The organism is Stenotrophomonas sp. YJH_SMC_64 (genome assembly GCF_059371375.1).
In genome coordinates, this window is the sequence record NZ_JCAFUN010000003.1 from 1 (window position 1) to 24,858 (window position 24,858).

Annotated in this window: 26 protein-coding genes; 11 read left to right on the forward strand and 15 right to left on the reverse strand. The window is 66.9% G+C overall.

The genetic code is table 11. The features are described from left to right. Together AC5P9L_RS03215 and AC5P9L_RS03220 are read left to right on the forward strand one after the other, a co-directional pair. Positions 1-135 (forward strand): integrase core domain-containing protein (locus AC5P9L_RS03215; RefSeq protein WP_224481892.1); only part of this gene is annotated, 135 nt, incomplete at its 5' end. Positions 136-282: 147 nt separating this feature from the next. Beyond that, complete coding sequence (locus AC5P9L_RS03220; RefSeq protein ID WP_012481460.1) at positions 283-669, forward strand: VOC family protein; 387 nt, start codon at positions 283-285, stop codon at positions 667-669. Between the two features lie 138 nt (positions 670-807). Here the strand turns inward: AC5P9L_RS03220 and AC5P9L_RS03225 are convergent, their stop codons facing one another. Genes AC5P9L_RS03225 through pdhA form a run of 4 tightly spaced genes read right to left on the reverse strand, consistent with a single transcriptional unit; the run spans position 808 to position 4,699 of the window. After that, on the reverse strand, positions 808-2,205 hold the full coding sequence (locus AC5P9L_RS03225; protein ID WP_012481459.1) for a dihydrolipoamide acetyltransferase family protein: 1,398 nt from the start codon (positions 2,203-2,205) through the stop codon (positions 808-810). Continuing rightward, entirely contained in the window at positions 2,202-2,555 is a 354-nt protein-coding gene (locus AC5P9L_RS03230; RefSeq protein WP_005411349.1) for an SH3 domain-containing protein, read from the reverse strand. The genes AC5P9L_RS03225 and AC5P9L_RS03230 overlap by 4 nt, the downstream gene beginning before the upstream one ends. A gap of 1 nt (position 2,556) precedes the next feature. Beyond that, positions 2,557-3,624 (reverse strand): alpha-ketoacid dehydrogenase subunit beta, encoded by a 1,068-nt coding sequence (locus AC5P9L_RS03235; protein ID WP_005414714.1) that lies wholly within the window; start codon positions 3,622-3,624, stop codon positions 2,557-2,559. Then, on the reverse strand, positions 3,617-4,699 hold the full coding sequence (gene pdhA / locus AC5P9L_RS03240; RefSeq protein WP_188246401.1) for a pyruvate dehydrogenase (acetyl-transferring) E1 component subunit alpha: 1,083 nt from the start codon (positions 4,697-4,699) through the stop codon (positions 3,617-3,619). The genes AC5P9L_RS03235 and pdhA overlap by 8 nt, the downstream gene beginning before the upstream one ends. 335 nt (positions 4,700-5,034) lie before the next feature. On the opposite strand from pdhA, the gene AC5P9L_RS03245 reads away from it, so the two are divergent. The 4 genes from AC5P9L_RS03245 (at position 5,035) to AC5P9L_RS03260 (ending at position 9,620) form a co-directional block, all read left to right on the forward strand. Continuing rightward, positions 5,035-5,910 carry a tryptophan 2,3-dioxygenase gene (locus AC5P9L_RS03245; RefSeq protein ID WP_043034276.1) on the forward strand — a complete coding sequence of 292 codons (876 nt, stop codon included), beginning with the start codon at positions 5,035-5,037 and terminating at the stop codon, positions 5,908-5,910. A gap of 181 nt (positions 5,911-6,091) precedes the next feature. Further along, positions 6,092-7,591, forward strand: a complete 1,500-nt coding sequence (locus AC5P9L_RS03250) for a peptide MFS transporter (RefSeq protein WP_005411345.1) — start codon at positions 6,092-6,094, stop codon at positions 7,589-7,591. A gap of 19 nt (positions 7,592-7,610) precedes the next feature. Then, on the forward strand, positions 7,611-8,216 hold the full coding sequence (locus AC5P9L_RS03255) for a thioredoxin family protein (protein WP_279915755.1): 606 nt from the start codon (positions 7,611-7,613) through the stop codon (positions 8,214-8,216). Between the two features lie 264 nt (positions 8,217-8,480). Continuing rightward, positions 8,481-9,620, forward strand: a complete 1,140-nt coding sequence (locus AC5P9L_RS03260; RefSeq protein ID WP_049395603.1) for a hypothetical protein — start codon at positions 8,481-8,483, stop codon at positions 9,618-9,620. 31 nt (positions 9,621-9,651) lie between these two features. Here AC5P9L_RS03260 and AC5P9L_RS03265 read toward each other — a convergent pair whose 3' ends face one another. Further along, complete coding sequence (locus tag AC5P9L_RS03265) at positions 9,652-10,722, reverse strand: PDDEXK nuclease domain-containing protein (RefSeq protein WP_162838282.1); 1,071 nt, start codon at positions 10,720-10,722, stop codon at positions 9,652-9,654. Positions 10,723-10,857: 135 nt separating this feature from the next. Then, positions 10,858-11,415, reverse strand: coding sequence for a MarR family winged helix-turn-helix transcriptional regulator (locus AC5P9L_RS03270; RefSeq protein WP_005411341.1), 558 nt, complete (start codon positions 11,413-11,415; stop codon positions 10,858-10,860). Positions 11,416-11,481: 66 nt separating this feature from the next. Here AC5P9L_RS03270 and hppD point away from each other — a divergent pair, with 66 nt between their 5' ends. Next, positions 11,482-12,594, forward strand: coding sequence for a 4-hydroxyphenylpyruvate dioxygenase (gene hppD, locus AC5P9L_RS03275; protein WP_005411340.1), 1,113 nt, complete (start codon positions 11,482-11,484; stop codon positions 12,592-12,594). A gap of 85 nt (positions 12,595-12,679) precedes the next feature. Then, on the forward strand, positions 12,680-13,978 hold the full coding sequence (gene hmgA / locus AC5P9L_RS03280; RefSeq protein WP_495230539.1) for a homogentisate 1,2-dioxygenase: 1,299 nt from the start codon (positions 12,680-12,682) through the stop codon (positions 13,976-13,978). Positions 13,979-14,062: 84 nt separating this feature from the next. On the opposite strand, the gene AC5P9L_RS03285 is transcribed toward hmgA, so the two are convergent. Further along, the gene (locus tag AC5P9L_RS03285; RefSeq protein ID WP_088429011.1) at positions 14,063-14,599 is read right to left on the reverse strand and encodes a hypothetical protein; all 537 of its coding nucleotides are present in this window, start codon (positions 14,597-14,599) and stop codon (positions 14,063-14,065) included. A 125-nt stretch (positions 14,600-14,724) separates the two neighbouring features. On the opposite strand from AC5P9L_RS03285, the gene AC5P9L_RS03290 reads away from it, so the two are divergent. Both AC5P9L_RS03290 and AC5P9L_RS03295 read left to right on the forward strand, forming a co-directional pair. Further along, on the forward strand, positions 14,725-15,381 hold the full coding sequence (locus AC5P9L_RS03290; RefSeq protein WP_262101677.1) for a hypothetical protein: 657 nt from the start codon (positions 14,725-14,727) through the stop codon (positions 15,379-15,381). Between the two features lie 73 nt (positions 15,382-15,454). After that, the gene (locus tag AC5P9L_RS03295) at positions 15,455-16,414 is read left to right on the forward strand and encodes a sodium:calcium antiporter (protein ID WP_279915754.1); all 960 of its coding nucleotides are present in this window, start codon (positions 15,455-15,457) and stop codon (positions 16,412-16,414) included. 72 nt (positions 16,415-16,486) lie between these two features. On the opposite strand, the gene AC5P9L_RS03300 is transcribed toward AC5P9L_RS03295, so the two are convergent. The 8 genes from AC5P9L_RS03300 to AC5P9L_RS03335 all read right to left on the reverse strand — a co-directional run bounded on the left by AC5P9L_RS03300 (position 16,487) and on the right by AC5P9L_RS03335 (position 24,356). Continuing rightward, positions 16,487-16,876, reverse strand: coding sequence for a Na+/H+ antiporter subunit G (locus AC5P9L_RS03300; RefSeq protein WP_012481450.1), 390 nt, complete (start codon positions 16,874-16,876; stop codon positions 16,487-16,489). Beyond that, the gene (locus tag AC5P9L_RS03305) at positions 16,873-17,157 is read right to left on the reverse strand and encodes a K+/H+ antiporter subunit F (protein WP_005411334.1); all 285 of its coding nucleotides are present in this window, start codon (positions 17,155-17,157) and stop codon (positions 16,873-16,875) included. The genes AC5P9L_RS03300 and AC5P9L_RS03305 overlap by 4 nt, the downstream gene beginning before the upstream one ends. Next, entirely contained in the window at positions 17,154-17,660 is a 507-nt protein-coding gene (locus AC5P9L_RS03310) for a Na+/H+ antiporter subunit E (protein ID WP_005411333.1), read from the reverse strand. The genes AC5P9L_RS03305 and AC5P9L_RS03310 overlap by 4 nt, the downstream gene beginning before the upstream one ends. Beyond that, positions 17,657-19,192: a monovalent cation/H+ antiporter subunit D gene (locus AC5P9L_RS03315; RefSeq protein WP_262101680.1), complete on the reverse strand. Its 1,536-nt coding sequence runs from the start codon at positions 19,190-19,192 to the stop codon at positions 17,657-17,659. The genes AC5P9L_RS03310 and AC5P9L_RS03315 overlap by 4 nt, the downstream gene beginning before the upstream one ends. Beyond that, positions 19,189-19,581, reverse strand: coding sequence for a Na+/H+ antiporter subunit C (locus AC5P9L_RS03320; RefSeq protein WP_024957677.1), 393 nt, complete (start codon positions 19,579-19,581; stop codon positions 19,189-19,191). Before AC5P9L_RS03320 ends, AC5P9L_RS03315 begins: the two co-directional genes overlap by 4 nt. After that, a complete protein-coding gene (locus AC5P9L_RS03325) occupies positions 19,581-22,409 on the reverse strand; it encodes a monovalent cation/H+ antiporter subunit A (RefSeq protein ID WP_049460381.1) in 2,829 nt (942 codons plus the stop codon). The genes AC5P9L_RS03320 and AC5P9L_RS03325 overlap by 1 nt, the downstream gene beginning before the upstream one ends. A 333-nt stretch (positions 22,410-22,742) precedes the next feature. After that, positions 22,743-23,228, reverse strand: coding sequence for an Mpo1 family 2-hydroxy fatty acid dioxygenase (locus tag AC5P9L_RS03330; protein ID WP_005411329.1), 486 nt, complete (start codon positions 23,226-23,228; stop codon positions 22,743-22,745). Positions 23,229-23,429: 201 nt separating this feature from the next. Continuing rightward, on the reverse strand, positions 23,430-24,356 hold the full coding sequence (locus tag AC5P9L_RS03335; RefSeq protein WP_043034284.1) for a phosphoribosylaminoimidazolesuccinocarboxamide synthase: 927 nt from the start codon (positions 24,354-24,356) through the stop codon (positions 23,430-23,432). A gap of 144 nt (positions 24,357-24,500) precedes the next feature. Between AC5P9L_RS03335 and AC5P9L_RS03340 the strand changes: the two genes are divergently transcribed. Then, a complete protein-coding gene (locus AC5P9L_RS03340) occupies positions 24,501-24,830 on the forward strand; it encodes a J domain-containing protein (protein ID WP_005411327.1) in 330 nt (109 codons plus the stop codon). Positions 24,831-24,858 lie beyond the last annotated feature (28 nt).

Sequence of the window (24,858 nt, forward strand, 5' to 3'; positions counted from 1 at the left end):
TCCTCGGACCAGCGCAATTCCGTGCTGACCCAATGGCTGCACCACTACAACTGGCACCGCCCTCACATGGGGATCGGTGGCCAGCCACCTATTTCCAGAGTCCTGCTGAACAACGTGGTGGGTTTACACAGTTAGTCGACTGTCGCGCGCAGCGCGGAGTTTTAGGCAGGTTGAGGGAAGAGCAGTCGACTAACAGTCGACTCTACCAACAGTCGACTCTACTGACAGAATCTGTCAGCAGGCTCGTTCCACCATGATTGCTCCCAACAACGGAGCTTCCCCATGTTCACGCCCAGCACCCTGCTGCAGTACGTGCGCGACGTCGCCGCCAGCGCCACCTTCTACGGCGGCATCCTCGGCAAGCCGCCGGTCGAGCAGTCGCCCGGCTTTGCCCTGTTCCTGCTCGGCGATGGCGCCGCACTCGGCCTGTGGCAACGCGACGACGTGCAGCCTCCGGTGTCCGCGCAAGCAGGCGCCGCCGAACTGGCAATGGTGGTGGCCAACCCCGACGCCGTGCAGCAGATGCACGATGCGTGGCGCGCTCTTGGTGTGGAGATCCTGCAGGCGCCGGTGACGCTGGAGTTCGGCCATACTTTTGTCGGGGCAGATCCTGATGGCCACCGCCTGCGTGTGTACAGCCGCGCCGAGGGCCTGGTCGCGCGCGATTGATCGCCCGCATTGTGTAGATCCACGCCATGCGTGGATGGAGCGCGACGGAGCAGGCACAAAAAAACGCCGGGCAATGCCCGGCGTTTTCTCCAAGTCATGTGCCAACCAACGGTTGGCACCCACCGATCAGGTGGCCGATCAGCTGGCCAGCGCCAGGTCGTCCATCATTGCGCGCAGGAAGCGCGCCGCTTCGCCGCCGGTGGCCGCGCGGTGGTCGAAGGTGACCGACAGCGGGATCACCTTGTGCGCTTCCACGCCGCCCATCACCGGGGTCATCTGGTGGCGGGCACGGCCGGCACCGACGATGGCCACGCACGGCGGCACCACGACCGGGGTCGCGTAGCGGCCGGCGAACATGCCGAAGTTGGACAGCGAGATGGTGTAGCCGCTCAGTTCCGAGGCGGCGATCGAACGCGATTCCACCTGCTCGCGCAGGCGGTTGACGCCTTCGCGGATGCCACGTGCATCCAGCATGTCGGCATTGCGCAGGGCCGGCACGAACAGGCCGTCGTCGGTGTCCACGGCGATGCCGATGTCCACCTGTGCGTGCAGGGTGCGGGTCAGCGCTTCACCGTCGAACCAGGCGTTCATCGCCGGCACCTTCTGCGCGGCGACCACGATCGAACGCACCAGGCGCGCGGTGACGTCGTTGCCCGGCAGCCAGGCGTGGATGTCGGCGTCGTCGTTCAGCGTGGTCGGCACCACCTTGCTGTGCGCATCGGCCATCACGCGGGCCATGTTGCGGCGCACGCCCTTCAGCGGTTCCGGCTGGCCCTTGGCGACCACGCCCGGCGGCTGGGTGCGCATCGGCTTGCCGGCGGCGGACAGCGGGGTGCGGGCTTCGCTCTGCACCGGGGCAGACACCTGCGCCGGGGCCGGCGCGGCATAGGCAGCAGCGGCAACCGGTGCCGGAGCAGCGCCGAGCTTGGCGGTGCCGTTGGCGGCAGCCTGCTTGACGTCGGCCATGGTGACCGCGCCATCGGTGCCGGTAGCGGCCACGCGGCTCAGGTCCACGCCCAGCTTGCGCGCCATCGCACGTACGGCCGGCACGGCCTTGACGCCACCGACGGCCAGCGCCTGTTCGGCATGCACGGCATTGGAGCTCTGCATGGCGCCGACCACGGTACCGGCGTCATCACGCTCGGCAGCGGCGGGCTTGGCTTCTTCTGCGGCCACCGGTGCGGCAGCAGCGGGAAGCGGCGGCGGGGTCGGTGCGGCAGCCGGCGCGGCCGGTGCGGCATGACCATGGCTGTGGCCGGTGTCCTGGCCATCGGCACGCTGCGGCAGGTTCGGGTCCAGTTCGAAGCTGGCCAGCACCGAGCCGGTCGGGATGATGTCGCCGGCACCGCCGGACAGCTTCAGCACCTTGCCGGAGAACGGCGAGGGCACTTCCACCACGGCCTTGGCGGTCTCCATCGAGACCAGCGGCTCGTCCAGCTTGATCACATCGCCTTCCTTGACGAACCACTCGACGATGGTCGCGTCCGGCAGGCCTTCGCCCAGGTCGGGCAGGTTGAAGTTCTTGGTCTGGCTCATTTGCAGTTCTCTTCCAGCAGTTCCAGTTCGCGGGCCGGCAGCCAACCCGTCGCGCCATTGGCGCGCTCGGACCACCACCACCCGCCGTGTTCGTGATGAAGCTTCACCATCTCGCCGCTTTCCACATCCAGCTCGCGGGCGTCGTAGTCGCACAGCGCTTCGGCGCGACCCTCGTCCAGCAGCTGCAACCAGGCGATGGGCGCCCAGCCAGCGCGCCCATCGTTGGTGCGTACCCAGGCAAACGCCGGCCATTCCTCGTCACGTACACCTACTTCGACGATCTGGCCGGTGTGGAACCGGAGCGGGTTGGGATACTGGCTGCGGTAAGCCCCCAGAAGGCGGGCCCGCATGTCAGCCGGCCGCCACCGCGCGCTTGGCCGCAGCCACGATCCGCTCAACGCTCGGCAGGTACTTCATTTCCAGGCGGAACAGCGGAATGTGGGTGTCGTAGCCAGTGACGCGCTCGACCGGGGCCAGCAGGTCGTAGATCGATTCCTCGGCCAGGCGCGCGGCGATCTCGGCGCCGAAGCCCGCGGTTTTCGGGGCCTCCTGCACGATCACGCAGCGGCCGGTCTTGGCCACCGATTCGGCGATGGTGGCGAAGTCCAGCGGACGCAGCGTGGCCACGTCGATGACTTCGGCACTGATGCCTTCGCCGGCCAGCTTGTCGGCCGCTTCCAGCGCTTCCTTCACCTGCGCGCCCCAGGTCACCAGGGTCACGTCGGTGCCGTCGCGCAGCACGAAGCAGACGTCCAGCGGCAAGGCTTCGCCGTCGTTGACGACCACTTCCTTGTACTGGCGGTAGATGCGCTTGGGCTCCATGTAGATCACCGGATCCGGTTCGCGGATCGCGGCCAGCAGCAGGCCATAGGCACGCTGCGGCGACGACGGCAGCACCACGCGCAGACCCGGCACGTTGGTGAAGATCGCCTCGTTGGCTTCGCTGTGGTGTTCCGGCGCGCGGATGCCACCGCCCCACGGCACGCGCAGCACCATCGGGCAGTGCAGGCGGCCACGCGTGCGGTAACGCAGGCGTGCGGCGTGGCAGACGATATGGTCGACCATCGGGTACATGAAGCCATCGAACTGGGCTTCGGCCACCGGCTTCATGCCCTGCGCGGCAAGACCAATCGTCAGGCCGGCGATGGTGGTTTCATCCAGCGGGGTGTCGAGGATGCGGTCCGAGCCGAAGCGCTGCTGCAGACCGGCAGTGGCGCGGAACACGCCGCCGTTGACGCCCACGTCTTCGCCCAGCACCAGCACCGACGGGTCGTGTTCCAGCTCCCAGGCCAGCGCCTGGGTGATGGCTTCGATGAGGGTGATCGGGGTGGTGGTCATGCTCTCTTCTCCGCGCGCGACCGCAGCGCTGTCGGCGGCGTTGGTGTGCGCGCCGGGCGCGCCGTTCTTGATCTCATCCATGGCGCTTCTCCAGGGCGATCGCCTGGGCACGCTGGGCCAGCAGGTCCGGCGGCGGATCGGCATACAGGAAGTCGAACATCGCCTCGACCGGCTGCACCGGCGTGTTGAGGTACAGGTTCACTTCCTCGTCCACGCGCGTGCCGCACTCGGCGACCCAGGCAGTCTCTTCGTCCTCGCTCCACACACCGGCGTTGATCAGGTACTTGCGCAGGCGCAGCATCGGCTCGCGCTGCCAGGCATCCTTCACTTCGGCGTCGTCACGGTAGCGGCGCGCGTCATCGGCAGTGGTGTGGTCGGACAGGCGATAGGTCATCAGTTCCAGCACGGTGCCGCCGTCGCCGGCCAGCGCACGTTCGCGCGCCTGCTCCATTGCCGCCAGCACCGCGATCAGGTCATTGCCGTCCACCTGCAGGCAGTGCAGGCCACCGGCCAGGCCTTTCTGCGCCAGCGTTTCGGCACCGGTCTGGGCCGAACGCGGAACCGAGATGGCCCAACCGTTGTTGACGATGCACAGGATCAGCGGGAGCTTGTAGGCGCCGGCCGAATTCAGTGCTGCGTAGAAGTCGGTCTTGGAGCTGCCGCCGTCGCCGCACACGGCCACCGCGATCTGCGCTTCCTTGTTGAGCTTGAACTTCAGCGCCGCGCCTGCGGCATGCAGGCACTGGGTGGAAATCGGCACGCAGAACGGGAAGTCCTTGGCCGCGTTGCCGCCGTAATCGTTACCGCGTTCGTCGCCGCCCCAGTACATCAGCACGTCGTGCGGGCGCACGCCACGCATGAACATCGCGCCATACTCGCGGTACGAAGGCGCGAACACGTCGTCCTTCTGCATCGCCGCGCCGATACCCACGTGCGCGGCTTCGTGGCCCAGGCAGGCGGCATAGGTGCCGAGCTTGCCGGTGCGTTGCAGTGCGATGGATTTGCTGTCGAACGTACGTACGAACAGCATCTGCTTGAACAGCGGTACCAGGACCTTGGGGTCGCGCAGCGACGCGGGCAGGTCATCGCGGACGAGTTTGCCGTCCGTATCCAGGTACTGCAGGTATTCGATCTTGAATTCAGCGGCAACCGTCATTGCGTACTGCACCTTCGACAGAGAAGTTACAAATGATATGAATCGCCATGTTAAGGAACGCGTACGGAATAGCCTTCCTGCGCCGCAACACGGGGATTCCCCGTTTTACCCCTGCCGGCGGGTGGGGGGCCAATAACAACAACGTATTCAGTCGTTGCTGCAAAGCATCAGAATACGCCTCAGGCTGACCGCCAGTACAACGGCCTGGACGGTTCCACGCGCAGGCCCGGGATCGGCCGATGCTCCACGGCCAACCGCACGCCCCGGTATGGACCCGGCGGCTGCCAGCGCGGCGGCAACGCGCTACCCTTGCCGCCCCCGATCTGGTCCCGCCCATGTCCGTCGACAACAACCAACGCGATCTCGAAGCCGGCATCCACACCGACCTGCAGGGACGCCTCACCTACGGCGGCTACCTGCGGCTGGACCAGTTGCTCAGCGCGCAGCAGCCGCTGTCCAGCCCGCCGCACCATGACGAGATGCTCTTCATCATCCAGCACCAGACCTCGGAGCTGTGGCTGAAGCTGCTGGGCCATGAGCTGCGTGCCGCAATCGGCTTCCTGCAGCGCGATGAAGTCTGGCAGTGCCGCAAGGTGCTGGCGCGCAGCAAGCAGGTGCTGCGCCAGCTGACCGAGCAGTGGTCGGTGCTGGAAACACTGACCCCGTCCGAATACATGGGCTTCCGCGACGTGCTGGGCCCGTCGTCGGGCTTCCAGTCGCTGCAGTACCGCTACATCGAGTTCCTGCTGGGCAACAAGAACGCGCAGATGCTGCAGGTGTTCGAGCACGACCCGGCCGGGCAGGCGCAGCTGCGCACCGTGCTGGAGGCGCCGAGCCTGTACGAGGAATTCCTGAAATACCTGGCCCGCTTCGGCCATGCCGTGCCGGCGGTCTACGAGGCCCACGACTGGACCCAGCCGCACGTGGCCGACGACGCCCTGCAGCCGGTCTTCGAACGCATCTACCAGGACACCGACCGCTACTGGCGCGAGTACGCGCTGTGCGAAGACCTGGTGGACCTGGAGACCGCCTTCCAGCTGTGGCGCTTCCGCCACATGCGCACGGTGATGCGGGTGATCGGCTTCAAGCGCGGCACCGGTGGCTCATCCGGCGTGGGCTTCCTGGCCAAGGCACTGGAGCTGACCTTCTTCCCCGAGCTGTTCCAGGTGCGCACCAACCTGCAGGCCGCGCCCCCGGCAGAACAGGCCTGATCCGTATTCAGCTTGGATCGCGGCCGACGGCTGGATCGTTTCAGATGCAAGTTCAGCGAGCAGGCTGGCACCTGCCTCAAACGGCGTGTATTTGACGTGAACGCCAGAAGTCGGTGATCCTCGCCCGTTGCTCCAACTGCACAGCGGACGTGCTCGTCATCCACCGAACCAGGAAACCCGCATGAGCGTAAACGCCACTGCGAACACCCCAGAGCCGGCGCTGCCGGACTTCAAGACCACGCTGGGCCACCCGCGCCCGTTGTGGATGCTGTTCATGACCGAGTTCTGGGAACGCTTTGCGTTCTACGGCATCCGCTGGGCCTTGGTGCTGTACATCGTCGCCCAGTTCTACAACGGCAGCGCTGCCGGTGAAGGCGACGCCAGCCGCATCTACGGCGCCTACCTGGCCCTGGTGTACGCCGCGGCGATCTTCGGTGGCTACGTGGCCGACCGGGTACTGGGCTACCAGCGCTCGATCCTGACCGGCGCGATCATCATGGCCGCCGGCCTGTTCATGATCTCGCTGCCACAGGAGCACATCTTCAAGCTCGGCCTGGCCACGATCATCGTCGGCAACGGCCTGTTCAAGCCCAACATCTCGACCATGGTCGGCAAGCTGTACGGGCTGAAGGACGAGCGCCGCGATTCGGGCTTCACCATCTTCTACATGGGCATCAACATCGGCGCGATGATCGCCCCGGTGCTGACCGAGTACCTGGCCCGCAAGGTGTTCGGTACCGATGCGATGCCGTCCTACAAGGTCGTGTTCATCGCCTCGGGCGTGGGCATGCTGATCTCGCTGGTGTGGTTCTACATCGGTCGTGCCGGCCTGAAGGGCATCGGTGCACCGCCGGCCGGCGCTGAAGGTTTCGGCCGCATCATCATGGTGCTGGCCGGTGCCGTGGTCGCCATCCCGGTCGCGTACTTCCTGCTGGCCACCGGCGCCACCGCGCTGGCCTGGATCCTGGGTGCGATGTTCACCGCGCTGGCCGTCCTGCTGCTGGTCGAGGGCATCCGCGAAGGCAAGGTGCAGCGCGACCGCGTGATCGCCATGCTGATCATCTTCGCCTTCAACGTGATGTTCTGGATGTTCTTCGAACAGGCCGGCAGCTCGTTCACCTTCCTGGCCGAGAACATCGTCAACCGCCAGTTCGGTGACTGGACCTTCCCGACCGCGTGGTTCCAGTCGGTCAACTCGGTGGCGATCATCACCCTGGCCCCGGTGATCGCCTGGATCTGGGTGGCCATGGGCCGCGCCAATCCGTCCATCCCGCGCAAGTTCGGCCTGGGCCTGCTGTTCAACGGCGCCGCCTTTGCGCTGCTGATGTTCGCCCTGTCGCAGATGGTCGTGGACGGCAAGATCCCGTTCTGGACCCTGTTCATGGTCTACGTCATCCAGTCGGTGGGTGAGCTGTGCCTGTCGCCGATCGGCCTGTCGATGGTGACCAAGCTGGCCCCGGTGCGCCTGGTCGGCTTCGGCATGGGCGGCTGGTTCCTGTCCACCGGCATCGGCAACAACCTGTCGGGCATCTTCGCTGGCGTGGTCAGTGGTGAAGGCGGCATGACGGTCGAGTCGGCCCTGAAGGGGTATACCTTCGGGTTCTGGGCCCTGATCGGCTCCGGCGTGGTGTTGTTCCTGATCGCCCCGCTGATCAACAAGCTGATGCACGGCGTCAAGTAATGATGGGAGGGTAGAAGGCATGCGTAGCAAGCTCGGTACTGCGGTAGTGGTGGTCTGTGCGGCGCTGATCGGCGCCTGTTCCCAACCGCAACCGCCTGCCACCGCCGAGCCCACGCAGCCTCTGGATACCCGACCCACCGAGCCACCGGTCGCTGACCCCAGCGAACCGGTGGCCTCGGGCAACACCCCGGTGGCGGCAGACATTGCCGCCATCGCCGGGCTCGGTGCGCAGTTCGACCCGGCCCGCAACCCCGCCGATGATCTGGCCACCGCCAAGGTGGAAGCCCAGCGGGGCAAGAAGCGCATCCTGCTGGAGGTCGGCAACGCCGCCTGTGAGCGCTGCCGCGCGCTGGACGATGTCGTGGAAGGCAACGGCGACCTGCGTCGCTTCCGCGATGCCCACTACGTGTGGGTGAAGGTCAACGCCAGCGACGAGCAGCCCAACACCGCCTTCTTCGCTCAGTTCCCGGTGATGGAGCGCGACTACCCGCACCTGCTGGTGCTCGATGCCGATGGCGGACTGCTGGTGTCGCAGGCCACCGGCGAACTGCGCAGGGGCGAAGCCTTCCAGCCGGCACGGGTGGGCGCGTTCCTGAAACAATGGGCGCCTGACAAACCGGAATAGGGGTAGTGCCGGCCGCTGGCCGGCAGGGGTGGTGGTGGGTGGGTGCCGACCGCTGACCGCCAACCCCGGTGGACGCCGACCGCTGACCGCCATCCCCGGTGGGTGCCGACCGTTGGTCGGCACAGAAGTGCCTCCACGCATCACGTGGATCTACTGTGGTTGCGGTCACATTCCCGGAATCGGCATCTCAATATCGCAACGCGCTCGCCGTTACCGGCAAGGACCTCAGTCGACATCCCGTCGACGCAACCTTCCGGAACGCCCATGCACAGCGACCACGCCGAACGACTGCCCGAACCCGCCAGTGAGTTGGCCGAGGGTGGAGCAGGCGAGGGCGTAACCCTGCCGCCGCAGGAGGCGCTGCTGGATGACACCGGAACCGGCGAGGCCACCGTCGACCTGGCGCCGCCGCGCCATCGCCTGCCGCAGATCGCGCTGCCCGACAACGTGGTGCTGAAGGGGGCGGTGCAGAAGCTGGTCGAGCAGAAGTCCCGGCTTGATGCGCTGGCCGCCGACGGTCAGCTGGCCGGGCTGCTGCCACCGGAGTGGCAGGGGCACGGCGTGCGTGCGATCGAGCTGTCCACCTTCATCCAGGGCGTGCTGCCGTTCCTGCAACCCGGCGAACGTGGCGAAACCGCGCCCGCGCGCCTGCCGGTGCGCCATGTGCTGGGAGACGACAGCCGCTGGGGCCTGGAGGATGTCGCCGAACCGAAATCGCTGGCCTGGTACCTGGCCAGTGACGAACGCGCCACCGCTGGCAGCAAGGACGTGGCCGAGGCCTATCTGGTGGGTGCGCTGGGACTGGCGTGGATGCAGGAAGGGCGCAGCCGCCCCGGCTTCCTGCGCGCGATGGGGCAGGACAGCCTGGCCGCGCGGGTGACCATGCTCGGCTACCCGCCGGCCAACGAACTGGCGCTGTACAGCGTCACCGCGCATGGGCAGCAACAGATCTGGTGCGTGCATGGCCGCCGTCGCATGCGCCCGCTGGTGGCGCCTTGGCTGAGCGTGCCGGTGCTGACCGCGTATGGCGTGCCGGCGCCGGTCGCGTGGCCGTCCAGTTTCCCGCCGGTGGAGGCCGTGGCCGAGCTGCTGGCGACCGCACGGCAGGGGCGCGCGCTGCCGGAAGTGGACCTGGCCAAGGCGGTGGCGAAGATCGCCGAGGACGCTGCCTCGGAAGCCTGGCAACCGGTCAGCCTGCTGCAGCTCAATACCTGGTCACCGCGTTGGCATTTCTTCCTGGGCACCTTCGTCGGCCTGCCGTCGCTGCTGCTGGTGGCGGCAGCGCTGGCGCTGCCAGGGGCGGTCGAAGCCGCCACGGTTGCGGCTTCCCTCGGCTTCGCCGGTGGTGCCATCGCGGCGCTCGCGGTGCCGTGGATCCATGCACGGCGCAAGCATCTGAGCTGAAGCATGGACGCCATCCGCGCGTGGCGTAGATCTACGGGAGGCCGGGCGCCGCGGTCTGCAGCTGCTGCCGCGCCCGCTCCATGGCAGTCTGCAATCTTTGCTTGAGGACCTCCCGGGAGGGCAGCGTGGTCAGGTACTCCGCAACATGGATGCCTGAGCGGTCCAGCTCCAGCAATTCAATCTGGCCCGCCTTCTTCCCTGTGCAGAGGATGATGCCCAACGGCGCCTGCTCGCCGTCCTCACGTTCGTACCGGTCCAGCCAGCGCAGATAGAGTTCCATCTGTCCCTTGTAGGCCGGCTTGAACTCGCCGATCTTCAACTCGATGGCAATTAGTCTGCGCAGGCGCCGGTTGTAGAACAGCAGGTCCAGGTGGAAGTCATCGCCGTCGATCTGGATGCGCTTCTGGCGGGCGACGAAACTGAAGCCCGTGCCAAGTTCAAGCAGGAAGCCCTGCATCTCGCGAAGGATCGCGGTTTCAAGGTCCTGCTCGTCCCAGCTGTCCTTGAGGCCAAGAAAGTCCAGCACGTAGGGATCACGCAGTACCAGCCCTGGAGACAGCTGCTGGTTGCCGCGCAGTGCCGCCAACTCTTCGGCGATGGTCTGCTCTGGCTGACTGGAGAGTGCCGTGCGCTCATACAGCATCGAATCGACGCGCTGGCGCAGCGTACGTACACTCCAGCCCTCGGTGGCGGCCATCTGTGCATAGAAGTCGCGCTTGAGTGGGTCCGCCAGTGGGATCAGCGCGATGAAATGGGTCCAGCTCAATTGTCGTATCAGCGATACGACAATCTGCTCGTCTGCAAATGCGATGGAGAACTGCACCATCCGGCGCAGGCTCTTCTCACCGAAGGATGTGCCGAACTCGGCAGACAGCGCCTTGGCGATCCGGGTGAAGAGAACCTCTCCGTAGCGCGCACGTCGCCCAGCCATCTGGTCCACATGGATGCGACGCCCGATTCGCCAGTACAACAGAGTGAGCTCGGCGTTGATGGTCCTGTGCATCCTGTTGCGCGCCGCGCAGATCAGCTCTCTGAGACACTTCAGGGCGGGATCTGCGGAAGGTGAATGCGTCCGATGGCATCGTTTGCGGTCGGTCCGCAGTCCGCCAAAGAGCGGGTCCCGTCAGATCAAAGGGAGCGGACGACAATCGCCCAGCCACTGTTCCGCTACCGGCCGGGGTCGGCACCCGCGACTTGGGGCCCAAAACGACTTAATCCCCTCCGTCCCCTTTTTCTTTCAGACCCCTTCGCCCATCCGTTCCAGGCCTTCGCCGGCCAGGCGCAGGATCAGCTTCTCCAGCACCTGCTCTTCCTCTTCGCTCAGCACCGACATCAGCTTGCGGGTGATCTCGATCACCATCGGCGCGATGGTCTCGTACACCTCGAAGCCGGCTGCCGACAGCGCCAGCACCGAGCGGCGGCGGTCGTCGCCGTGGGTCTCGCGCTTGATGAAGCCGCGCTCCAGCAGGCGGGCCACGGCGCGGCTGACCGCCACCTTGTCCATCGCCGTGCGGTCGGAGACCTCGCTGGCCGAGGAGCCCGGGTACAGCGCCAGGATGGTGATCACCCGCCATTCGGGAATCGCCAGACCGTAACGATCGCCGTATAGCTTGGCGATGTTGCCGCTGACCCGGTTGGACAGCACGCTCAGCCGGTACGGCAGGAACTGTTCCAGGTCGAGCAGGACGTGCGAGGAACGCAGGCGGGTCGAAACGGGATCGGCGGGGCTCATGTTGCGGTGCACCTTGCTGGTGGTTTCAAGTGTAACTATAAGGGGTAGGTCCAGACCCTGCATTCTCGCCGGGTCCCTACCTGCCCGCACCTGGTTTGTACCGATGCGGTACCGATTCGGAGCCACGCCATGAATACCGCAGTCCCGACCGCCTCGCATCCCAACCCCGGCATGCAGGTCACCACCTTCGAGAACCCGATGGGCATCGACGGCTTCGAGTTCGTCGAATTCGCCGCCCCGGCCGGCCGTGGCCAGGAGCTGCACGAGTACTTCCGGAAGATGGGCTTCAGCGCGGTGCTCAAGCACAAGCAGCGTCCGATTACCGTCTATCGCCAGGGCGACGTCAACTTCCTGGTCAATGAGGACCCCGATTCGTTCGCCGCCGACTTCGCCGAGAAGCACGGTCCGTGCGCCTGCGGCTTCGCCATCCGCTTCAAGAAGCCGGGCCAGGAGGTCTACCAGACCGCGCTGGGCAACGGCGCCGAAGCCATCGCCTTCAAGCCGGACAGCAAGGCGGTCAGCGCGCCGGTCATCAAGGGCATCGGCGACTGCATGCTGTACCTGGTCGATCGCTACGGCAGCGCCGGCAGCATCTACGACGGCGACTACGAGCCGATCGCCGGTGCCGACCTGCACCCGGTGGGCTTCGGCCTGACCTTCATCGACCACCTGACCCACAACCTGTATTTCGGCAACATGCAGCAGTGGTCGGACTACTACGAGCGCCTGTTCAACTTCCGCGAGATCCGCTACTTCGACATCAAGGGCCTGAAGACCGGCCTGGTGTCCAAGGCGATGACCGCGCCGGACGGCATCGTGCGCATCCCGCTGAACGAATCGTCCGACCCGAAGAGCCAGATCAACGAGTACCTGGACGCGTACAAGGGCGAGGGCATCCAGCACATCGCCTGCTTCACCGAGAACATCTACGAGACCGTCGAAGCGATGCGCGCGCAGGGCGTGGACTTCCTCGATACGCCGGAGACCTACTTCGACGTGATCGACCAGCGCGTGCCGAACCACGGTGAAGACGTGCCGCGCCTGGCGAAGAACAAGATCCTGATCGATGCCGATCCGGAAACCCACCAGCGCAAGCTGCTGCAGATCTTTACCCAGAACTGCATCGGCCCGATCTTCTTCGAGATCATCCAGCGCAAGGGCAACGAAGGCTTCGGCGAAGGCAACTTCACCGCACTGTTCGAGAGCATCGAGCGCGACCAGATCCGCCGCGGCGTGCTGTAAGGTCTGCAGGCGATGTCGGCGTCCCGCCGGCATTGCCTGTCCGAATGGTCGTGCCGGCCGCTGGCCGGCAATCTCTGGAGTTCCCATGTCCCCCGCCATCACCGCCCGCGGCTACCAGTCCGGCTTCGGCAACGAATTCGCCACCGAGGCCGTTGCCGGCGCGCTGCCGGTCGGGCAGAACTCACCGCAGAAGGTGGCCCACGGCCTGTACGCCGAACAGTTGACCGGCACCGCCTTCACCGCGCCGCGTGGCAGCAACCGCCGCAGCTGGCTGTACCGGATCCGCCCGGCGGTGACCCATGGCGAGTTCACCCCGTTCGCGCAGTCGCAGCTGCAGTGTGATTTCGGCGCTCAGCCGGCCTCGCCAAACCAGCTGCGCTGGAGCCCGCTGCCGCTGCCGGAGCTGCCGACCGATTTTGTCGAAGGCCTGTACACGATGGGTGGCAACGGCTCGCCCGATGCGCATGCCGGCGTGGGCATCCATCTATACGCTGCCAACCGCGACATGGTCGGCCGCTACTTCTACGACGCCGACGGCGAGCTGCTGATCGTGCCGCAGCTGGGCGCGCTGCGCCTGCTGACCGAGCTGGGCGTGATCGAGATCGAGCCGCAGCAGATCTCGGTGATCCCGCGCGGCGTGCGCTTCCGCGTTGAACTGCCCGATGGCCCCAGCCGCGGCTATATCTGCGAGAACTACGGTGCGCTGCTGAAGCTGCCCGACCTCGGCCCGATCGGATCCAACGGCCTGGCCAATCCGCGCGACTTCGAGACCCCGCATGCGGCGTTCGAGGATGTGGATGGCGATTTCGAACTGATCGCCAAGTTCGAGGGCCGCCTGTGGCGTGCGCCGATCGACCATTCGCCGCTGGACGTGGTGGCCTGGCACGGCAACTACGCGCCGTACCGCTACGATCTGCGCCGCTTCAACACCATCGGTTCGATCAGCTACGACCACCCGGATCCGTCGATCTTCCTGGTGCTGCATTCGCCCAGCGACACCCCGGGCACCAGCAACATGGACTTTGCGATCTTCCCGCCGCGCTGGCTGGTGGCGCAGAACACGTTCCGTCCGCCGTGGTTCCACCGCAACATCGCCAGTGAGTTCATGGGCCTGGTGCATGGCGCCTACGATGCCAAGGCCGAAGGCTTCGTCCCGGGTGGCGCCTCGCTGCACAACTGCATGAGTGGTCACGGCCCGGACGCGCCGACCTTCGACAAGGCGTCCAATGCCGATCTGTCCAAGGCCGATGTGATCAAGGACACGATGGCCTTCATGTTCGAGACCCGCGCAGTGATCCGCCCGACCGCACAGGCGCTGGCCGCCGGCCACCGCCAGGGCGATTACCAGCAGTGCTGGAACGGCCTGCGCAACAACTTCCGCTGACCCTAAAAAGGGGACGGAGGGGATTAAGCCGCAATCAGCACACGTGTGCCTGAAACGACTTAATCCCCTCCGTCCCCTTTTTCTTCAGGCGATCTCGGCGAACGCGTCGCAATGCTCCAATGGCAACGCCTCCAGCAGGCGCTGCCGCACGCGCTGGCAATAGCCATCCGAAGTGAGCGTGGGCAGCAGCTGCATTGCCGACTGCAGTCGCTGCAGCACCTCGTCCTCCGCACGCGCCTGCTGCAGGTCGCGGAACAGCACCGCCGCCTGTGGATGCCGCTGCATTTCCAGGATGCCCAGCACGTAGATGCGCGCTGCCACCAGTGAGCGCCGGCGTTCGACCGCGGGTGCAGCAGGTGTCGCTGCCGGCGGCGTGGGCACCGGCGCCACCGCGGCTGCGGTCGACGGTGCTGGGGTCGTGGCGCCCGTGCCGGTGCTCAGGTACCCCGCCTGTACCAGCTGGATGACCATCGCCGGTGCTTCCTGGCCGAGCAGACCGGTCAGGTCGGCGACGGTACGCTGGCCGTCGCACAGGATCAGCAGCCGGCGCTGGCGCATGTCCAGCGGCGCGCGGTGGGCCTGCAGCGCGGTTCGGGCGAGATCGGTCTTGCGCGGTTGCATGGAAGGGACGGCCAGGTCGGTGCTCGCCGAGCCTGAACGAAGGCGATGAAACCGCGATGACAATGCAGCGCCTGCACACCGGATGGGCTAGCGTGCAGCCATCCTTGTGCCAGGGAACCGCACCGATGAAGCACCTTCCGCTTGCTGGTCTGTTGCTCCTTTCGCTCACCGCCTGCAGTGCTGGCCCCGACAAGCAGGGGGCGGCCGGCAGCGGCAGCGACACCCCGGCGGAAACCGCCTCGGCGACCGGACCCGCGCAGTCGACGGATCCCGACCTGGCCGCCCGTCCAGCCAATGACCGTCGTGAGGACAGTCCCGCGCGCCTGGATGGCTTCGCTGGGGCGAAGCTGGGTACCGGCATCGCCGAGGTCCGTGCCGGCTTCGGCACGCCGCTGCAGGGTCTGGGCACCGATGCGGCCGGCAAGCCGCTGCCGGCTGACGACAGCAACGACGGCTGCTACTTCCTGCGCCCGCAGGATGCCGAAGATCCGCGCCTGATGATCGAGGGCCGCAAGCTGGTGCGCTACGACGTGCGCAGCGCCGCCATCACCGCACCGGGCGGTGGCAAGGTCGGCATGACCCTGGGTGAGCTGCAGGTGCTGTATCCCGAGCGCGCGGACGTCGGCCCCGACAAGTATGACGAGAAGGCCCAGCACCTGCGCGTGCGCCCGGCGCAGGAGGGCGGGGCGGTGATCGACTTCGCACTCGGTGCCGATGGCCGGGTGGGTGCCTGGCGCGTCGGACAGACCCCGCAGGTCGATTATGCGGAAGGCTGTGGCTGATCCTTGATCCACGGCCCAGCCGCGCGTACGGGCCAGGCGTAGAATCGCGCCACGACCGCTGGGGGAGTGCTCGATGATCGCCATTGCCATTGCCTGGTTCCTGCTCGGCCTGCTGCTGCTGGCGCTGGGCGGGGACTCCATCATCAAGGCCGTGTCCGGCCTGGCCCAGCGTTTCGGCGCCAGCCCATTCACTGCCGGGCTGTTGCTGCTCGGGGTGACCACCTCGTTGCCGGAACTGGCAGTCAACGCGCGCGCGCTGGCGGTGGGCCAACCGGAGCTGGCACTGGGCAACGCGGTGGGCAGCAGCATCGTCAACCTGGGCTTGACCCTGGCGGTGGCGGCCATGGCTGCGCCCCTGCTGCTGCGCGCTCGCCTGCAGACGGTGCTGTGGTGGTCGCTGCTGGCGGCGGGTGTGCTGCTGATCCTGTTCGGGCTTGATGGCGGCCTGGCACGCTGGGAGGGCGGCATACTGCTGGCCGGCTTCATCGTGGTGCAGGTGCTGCTGCTGCGCCGTGGTCGTAGCGAGAGCGCCGAGGTGCAGGTGGCCATCGCCGAGTCCGCACTGAGCCGCACCAGCCTGCCGTTGAACGTGCTGCGCGTGCTGATTGCCGCGTTGGCGCTGTACTGGGGCGCGCGCCTGGTGGTGGGCGCCGCCGCCGACTTTGGCGTCGCCCTGGGTTGGACGCCGCTGCTGGTCGGCCTGCTGCCGGTGGCGATCGGTACCGCACTGCCGGAGGTGGCCACCGCCATCGCCGCCGCGCGTCGCGGGCATGGCGACATGGTGCTGGGCCACGTGCTGGGTTCCAGCGTGGTCAACCTGCTGCTGGTGATCGGTGCGATGGCCGTGCTGCAGCCGCTGGCGCTGCCGGCCTCGTTCGTGCGCCTGGAACTGCCGGCGCTGCTGGCGTTCGCGCTGGTGCTGTACCCGATGCTGCGTGGCGACCTGAAGATCAGCCGCGGCGAAGGTGTGATCCTGCTGGTCGCGTTTGTCGGCTGGTTCGTGCTGGAGCTGCTGCTGGTCGGCGCGGCATGAGGTAGTGCCGGCCGCTGGCCGGCAACCCCATGGCCTTCGACGGAGCCCTTGCGGTAGTCGGCCAGCCCGGCACTACCGGTTCTGCGTGGTTTCTTCTTCCCGCACCGGCTCCGGCGGCGGCAGCTGCTCCTCGGCGGCACGTTCGTTGCCTGGCAGGGTGGGGCGGGTCTCCATCAGCAGCGACAGCGCGGCCTTGGCCATCATGTGCGCGCTGATCGGTGCGGTGATGAACAGGAACACGGTGATCAGCAGCTCGCGCGGCTGCGGGTCCTGGCCGAGGAAGATGTGGTAGCAGACCGAGCACACCAGCACGCAGCCCACGCCCAGCGTGCTGGCCTTGGTCGGCGCGTGCAGGCGCTTGAAGAAGGTCGACAGCTTCACCAGGCCCAGTGCGCCGACCAGGATGAAGAAGCAGCCGAACAGCAGCAGGATCGACAGGCCGATCTGGATCGCGGTGATCATTCGACGATGTCCCGGCGCAGCACGAACTTGCTCAGCACCACGGTGCTGCCGAAGCCGAGCATGGCGATGATCAGCGCCGCCTCGAAGTAGATCGGCGAATTGAGGTACATGCCGAACAGCATCAGCTCGGCGATCGCGGTCACCGACAGGGTATCCAGCGCAAGGATGCGGTCGGGCACGGTCGGCCCGCGCAGCAGGCGCCAGGTGGCCAGCAGCATGGCCAGGCCGACCACGTGCATGCACACCACCAGTGTGGTCTGGATGACTTCAAAACCGGTCATGGGAAGATCTCCATCAACGGCGCCTCGTAACGGCGCTTGATCGTATCGATCAGGTCCTGCGGGTCCTCCAGGTGCAGCACATGCACCAGCAGGAACTTGCGGTCGTCGCTGAGCGCGGCCGAGACCGTGCCCGGGGTCAGGGTGATCATGCTGGTCAGCGCGGCGATGCCGTGGATGTTGGCGATGTCCAGCGGCAGCCAGATGAAACCCGGGTGGATGTTCTTTTCCGGGCCCAGCACCTGCAGGGCGACACGGATGTTGGACATCAGGATGTCCCACAGGGTCACGCACACCAGCCTGGGCAGTGGCCGCAGGGTGCCGATGCGGGCGAACTCGCGGTCCAGGCGCGCGGCGAACAGCGGCACCACCACGCCCAGCAGCAGCCCCAGCACGATCTGGCCGAGGGTGAAGCTGTCGGACATCAGCAGCCAGAACGCCACCACCATGATGCTGAGCATCGGCGAGGGAATCAGGCGACGGAACAGGGAGCGCTGGGCGGTCATGGCTGGCGGATCTCCGGCGTGGTCGCACGCAGTTGCTGCACGTACTCGCTGGGTTGCAGCAGCTGTGCGGCGGTGGCGTCGGTGTAGCGCATCAACGGTGCCGCGGCCAGGGTCATGCCGATGCCGTAGGCCAGCAGCAGACAGGCGGCGTAGAGTTCTACCCGGCGCAGGGGAGCCTTGCGCGGCTTCGGTGCCTCCGGATCGACCGGCGGAACGCGCCAGAACAGGCGGATGCCGCCGCGGGTCAGGCCCATGATCACCAGCAGGCTGCTGACCAGCACGGCGGTCCAGACCGGGCCGGTGTACTGCGCCGGCATGCCGGCCAGCAGCGCGGCCTTGGCCAGGAAGCCGGACAGAGGCGGCAGGCCGGCCACCGACACCGCGCCAATCAGGAACAGCACCGCCGGCGTTTCCTTGCCTGGCATCGGCGCCACCACCTCCTTGCGGTCGCTGGCGCCACCACGGCGGCGGCGGATCAGGTCGGCAACCAGGAACAGCGCAGCGGCGACGAAGCTGCTGTGCGGCAGGTAGTACAGGCCGGCCGACAGCACCTGCGGCGTGCCCACCGAGAAGGCGATGAACAGCGTGGCTGCCGACACGATGACCAGGTAGGAAATCAGTACGCGCAGGCGGGTCGCGGCCAGGGCGCCGAGCCCGCCCAGCACCAGCGTTGCCACGCCGGCCCACAGCAGCCAGTCGCGGCCATAGCCGGCCATCGCGCCGGCATCGTCGCCGAACCACAGCATCTGGATGCGCAGCACCGAATACAGGCCGACCTTGGTCATGATCGCGAACAGGGCCGCCACTGCGGCCGGCGCGCGTGAATAGGCTTCCGGCAGCCACAGGTACAGCGGCATCAGCGCGGCCTTGGCGCAGAACACCAGCAGCAACAGGCCCATCGTGGCCTTCACCAGGGCCAGCTGCGTCGGCGGCACCGCAGCAATGCGCTGCGACAGCTCGGCCATGTTCAGCGAACCCAGCGTGGCGTACAGCAGGCCCAGCGCGATCAGGAACAGGGTCGAGGCGGTGACGTTGAACACCACGTAGTGCAGGCCGATGCGCATGCGCAGGCCGCGGCCACCGCTGAGCAGCAGGCCATAGGAGGCGATCAGCATCACCTCGAAGAACACGAACAGGTTGAAGATGTCGCCGGTCAGGAACGCACCGTTGAGGCCGACCAGCTGGAACTGGAACAGTGCATGGAAGTGCGGTGCGCGGCGGTCCCAACCCGAGCAGGCGTGCAGCAGGCAGGGAATGGCCAGCAGCAGGGTGGTCAGCAGCATCCATGCCGACAGCCGGTCGGCTACCAACGCGATGCCCAGCCGCGACGGCCAGTCGCCCAGCAGGTAGACGTTGATGTCACCGCCCGCGGTCGACGCGAACAGCAGGCCCACCGCCAGCGCCAGCGCCGACAGCGAGGTCCACGCGACCGCGCGCTGCACCCTGGGGCCGTAGCGGCGGTGTTCGACGAACAGCGACAGCGCGGCGCCGAGCAGCGGAATCAGGATTGGCAGGATCACCAGATGGTTCATGCGCGGTCCTCGCCCTGGCGCGCCGATGCGTTCTCATCCTGCAGGTCGTCGTCGGGCTCGTGGGCGTCCACATGGTCGCTGTGGTTGTCGCTGCGGCTGCGCATGGCCAGCACGATGCTCACTGCGGTCATCGCGAAGGCGATCACGATCGCGGTCAGCACCAGTGCCTGCGGCAGCGGGTCGGTGTAGTTGCCCAGGTGGCTGTCCACGCCCTCCTGCAGCACCGGCGCCTTGCCCAGCACCACGCGGCCACCGGCGAAGATCAGCAGGTTGGTAGCGTAGGACAGGAAGGTCATGCCGAGGATCACGTCGAAGCTGCGCGCACGCAGCAGCAGGTAGATGCCGATGGCGGTCAGCACGCCGATCGCGGTAGCCAGGGCCAGTTCCATCAGTGCATCTCCCCGGTGCGGGCCGAACGGCGTTGCAGGTCGATCTCACCCTTGCGGGCAGCGCGGGTACGCGACGGCTTGATCGTGCCCATCATCGACAGCATCAGCATGGCGCCGCCGAACACCACCAGATAGACGCCGATGTCAAAACCGATCGCGCTGGCCAGCGGCACGTCGCCGATCAATGGCAGGTGCAGGTCGAGGTGGCCGCTGGTGAGGAACGGTACGCCGAACAGCATCGAGGCGCTGCCGCTGAGCAGGGCGATCAGCAGCCCCATGCCGATGCAGCGGATGTAGTCGAAGCCGAAGCGCGATTCCACCGACGCGGTGCCCTGGATCACGTACTGGATCAGCAGCGGCACCGCCAGCACCAGGCCGGCGATGAAGCCGCCGCCCGGTGCGTTGTGGCCGCGCAGGAACAGGAAGATCGACACGGTCAGCGTCAGCGGGAACATGATCTGCGCCAGGTCGGCCGGCACCGGCAGCTTGATCGGCGGGCCGGGCATGATCTGTTCCGGTGCCATCCGCGTGCGCCGCAACAGTGCGTGCACCACCAGCGCGGCAATGCCGAACACGGTGATCTCGCCGAAGGTATCGAAGCCGCGGAAGTCGACCAGGATCACGTTGACCACGTTCTGGCCGTAGGCCTCGGGCAACGCACGGGCGAGCAGTTCGCCGGCCATGGTGTTCGGCGGCAGGGTCATCGCCGAATAGGCCAGCGCACCCAGGCCGGCGCCGGCGATGATCGCGATCACCGCATCGCGGCGCTTGCGCCAGCGCGGACGTTCCGGCCCGGACTGCGCGGGCAGGTAGTTCATGCCCAGCAGCATCAGCACCAGGGTGACCATCTCCACGAGCAGCTGGGTCAGGGCCAGGTCGGGTGCGGACAGGAACACGAAGGTCAGCGCCACCATCAGGCCGACGCCGCCGACCAGCAGCACCGCCAGCAGGCGCTGCTTGTAGATGCGCAGGGTGGCCGCCGCGCAGGCCATCATCACCAGCCACAGCGCCCAGCCCAGCAGCGGCATCGGCTGTGGCGCGGTCCAGTTTGGCGACGCCGGATCTGCCACGAATGGCGCGGCGGCAACTGCGATCGCCACCAGCACCAGGCCCAGCAGCATGCGCTGCAGGCTGCCGTTGGCGATGCCGTTGGTCAGGCGCATGGCCAGTGCGGACACGGCATCCAGCTGTGCATGGAACACATTGCGGCCAGTGCTGACGTTGGTCACGGCATGCAGGTTGATCAGCTTGCGCAGGCCGAAGTACAGCGCCACGCCGCCGATCACGCCGATCGCGCTCATTGCCAGCGGCAGGTTGAAGCCGTGCCATACCGCCAGGCTGTACTCGGGCATGGCGCTGCCGAGGATCGACGCCGCAGCGGCATGCAGCACCGGTGCCACGGTCAGTGCCGGGGCGATGCCAACTGCCACGCAGATCACCACCAGCAGTTCCACCGGTACCTTCATCCAGCGCGGCGGCTCATGCGGCACGCGATCCAGGTCGTGCGGGCCGGGGCCAAAGAAGGTGTCGTGCACGAAGCGCAGGCTGTAGGCCACCCCGAATACGCCAGCCAGCAATGCGGCGATCGACACCGCCGTGCGCATGATTCCCGGGCCTCCGGCCGTGATCGCCTCGGCAAACAGCATTTCCTTGGACAGGAAGCCGTTGAGCAGCGGGATGCCGGCCATCGCCAGCGAGGCGATGATCGCCAGCGCGCTGGTGAACGGCATCAGCCTGCGCAGGCCGCCCAGCTTGCGCATGTCGCGGGTGCCGGTCTCATGGTCGATGATGCCGGCGGCCATGAACAGCGAGGCCTTGAAGGTGGCGTGGTTGAGGATGTGGAACACACCGGCCACCACCGCCATCGGCGTGGACAGGCCGAACAGCAGGGTGATCAGGCCCAGATGGGAAATGGTCGAATAAGCCAGCAGGCCTTTCAGATCGTGCTGGAAGATCGCGTTCCAGGCGCCGATCAACAGCGTGATCGCACCGATGCCGCTGACCGTGTAGAAGAACAGGTCGCTGCCGGCCAGCGCTGGATGCAGGCGCGCCAGCAGGAACACACCGGCCTTCACCATGGTGGCCGAGTGCAGGTAGGCAGAGACCGGAGTGGGCGCGGCCATCGCGTGCGGCAGCCAGAAATGGAACGGGAACTGCGCGCTCTTGGTGAAGATGCCCGCCAGCACCAGGAACAGCGCGTACGGGTACAGCGCGCTGGCGCGGATCTGCTCGCCGGCGGCCAGCACCACGTCCAGGTCGAAGCTGCCGACGATGCGCCCGATCAGCAGTACGCCACCGAGCAGCGCAAGGCCGCCGCCGCCGGTGATCACCAGCGCCATCCGCGCGCCCTCGCGCGCGTCCTGGCGATGTGACCAGAAACCGATCAGCAGGAACGAGCTGATGCTGGTCATTTCCCAGAAGATCATCAGCAACAGCAGGTTGCCCGACAGCACCATGCCCAGCATGGCGCCCATGAACAGCAGCAGGTAGCAGTAGAAGCGGTGCGCGTTGTCCTGCTGGCTCAGGTAGTAGCGCGCGTACAGCACCACCAGCGCGCCGATGCCCAGCACCAGCCCGGCGAACATCCACGCCAGCCCGTCCAGGCGCAGGGTGAAGTCCAGGCCGATCTGCGGCAGCCAAGGGACCATCGTCCGCACCACCTGGCCGTCGAGTACGGACGGGGTCAGCCAGCCGAGGATGGCCAGTCCGCCCAACGGCGCCAGCGCCGCCAGCCAGGCAGCAGTCGAGCGCGAACTACGCGGGAAGGCCGCAACAGCCGCTGCCATCAGGAACGGCAGGGCCAGCAGCAGGGGCAGGCTGGGGAGCATGCAGGGAATCCATGATTCACGAGCAGGTCAGGGAGGATAACAGGCTGCGAAATGTCGCTGAAACCCATCGAACAGCGATCAATTGCATGTAACGTCCGCTGATTCATATTTTCTGCGACGCAACATCGCGTTCCTGCAGTCCCTCCCCGGTTGCCCTCGGGGGACGCCCTACGCCCACGCAGGGAGACCGCAGGCCCTGTCGCACAGGGGCTGCCGTCGACGGGCGGGAAGTGGGGAGCGGATCACCGGCGCAGGCTGGCAGGGCCGTCGTGGAGTGCGGGTGATGGAATCTGCCCGTTCAGGAAACGAGGGGCGCCGTCGACCCTGGGCAGGTCAGTAGCGCCAGTCGAGCTTGCGGTAGAACTTGGCCATCACCCAGGCCGGGCCGATCAGCAGGTAGGTCAGGTCGGTCAGGAAGCTGGGCTTGCGGCCCTCGAACTTGTGGCCGATGAACTGCGCGATCCAGGCCACCACGAACACGCCCACCGCCAGCCAGAACAGGTTGTGCAGGCCGATTTCGGCCTCCAGCAGGCGGCACAGGCAGCCGAACACGAAGAACTGGATGAGCATGCCGATGCCCAGCGGGCGCGACAGTTTGTTGTAGAAGCACCAGGCGCTGAACATCGCGAACGCCGACCAGATGCCGTACTGGAACCAGGTGATCAGCGGCGGCAGGCACCAGAGCAGAGCCACCACCGACCACAGGATCGCCGGGACCGCCACCACGTGGATGCGCTGGTTGATCACATTGCGGTGGTCGTCGGAGTAGCTGGCGAAATAGCGGTCGATCGGCCGCGCAAGCTCGGTGGATGTCTGCATGCTGCGTTGCTTCCTCGGACAACGGTAGTGCCGGCCGCTGGCCGGCACTCCAGAGCATAGCCGAGTTCATGAGGTTGCCGGCCAGCGGCCGGCACTACCAGAGCCAGGCCATTCCTGGCTGCAGGTGTTCGCGAGGTTGCCGGCCAGCGGCCGGCACTACCGAACGCGCCCCCCGCCTTTCCGGCCGGGGGCGCAGGCGCATCAGTCGACGCTGATCCCGGCCAGGCGCTGCAGTGCCTCGGCATACTTGGCGCGGGTGCGCTCGATGATCTCGGCCGGGATGGTCGGGCCCGGGGCGGTCTTGCCCCAGTCCAGCGTCTCCAGGTAATCACGCACGAACTGCTTGTCGTAGCTCGGCGGGCTGGTGCCCACTTCGTACTCGTCGGCCGGCCAGTAGCGCGAGGAATCCGGCGTCAGCATCTCGTCCATGATGTACAGGCGGCCATCGGCGTCGGTACCGAACTCGAACTTGGTATCGGCCAGGATGATGCCGCGCTCGCGGGCGTAATCGGCGGCGAACTTGTAGATGCGCAGGGTGGCGTCGCGCACGCGCTCGGCCAGTTCCGCACCGACCTGCTTCACCATTGCATCGAAATCGATGTTCTCGTCATGGTCGCCGACAGCGGCCTTGGTCGAGGGGGTGAAGATCGGCTCGGGCAGCTGCTCGGCCTGGCGCAGGCCGTCGGGCAGGTCGATGCCGCTGACCTTGCCGGTGCGCTGGTAATCCTTCCAGCCGCTGCCGATCAGGTAGCCGCGGGCGATTGCTTCCACCGGCACCGGCTTCAGCTTGCGGGTGACCACCGCGCGCCTGGCATACAGGGCCGGGTCCACGCCTTCGGGCAGCACGCTGGCCACGTCGATGCCGGTCAGGTGGTTGGGCATCAGGTGCGCGGTCTTGGCGAACCAGAAGTTGGACACCTGGCAGAGCATCTCACCCTTGCCCGGGATCGGGTCGGGCAGGACCACGTCGAACGCCGACAGGCGATCGGTGGCCACCATCAGCAGGTACTCGCCCGGCGGGGTTCCGGCTGGCAGCCGCTCGCGCGGGATATCGAACACATCACGCACCTTGCCGCGATGGCGCAAGGGCAGGCCGGGGAGATCGGATTGCAACAGCGTGGTTGGCACGGGCACTCCTGGGGCGTTGTCGATACGGCTGCTGCCCAACGGACCCGGCGGGCCCGCTGACCAGCGGGCGGCCTAGTGTAAAGCCGTCCGGGCCCGCTGTGACGTAAAATGAGCGTCCATTTCGTCGGTCGACCCCGGAGCGCCATGCGCTGGTACGGAAAACTGCTCGGATTCATCGCCGGCGCCCTGCTGTTCCGGCCCAATCCGCTGTTCGGGGCGGTGGTCGGCCTGCTGATCGGCCATGCCTTTGATTCGGACTGGTTCCGCCTGAACAAGGAGAACCCGTACCGGGAGCTGGGGCTGACCTCCGAGGCCACCGATGCCGAGGTCGAGCGCGCCTACCGCAAGCTGATCTCGCAGTACCACCCCGACAAGCTTGGCGGCGCCGCCCCCGAGCTGCAGCAGCAGGCCGAGCAGAAGTCGCGGCGCATCAACGCCGCCTACGACCGCATCAAGACCCTGCGCAAGCGCTGACCCCTTTCCCCTCGTTGCAAGGCCCGGC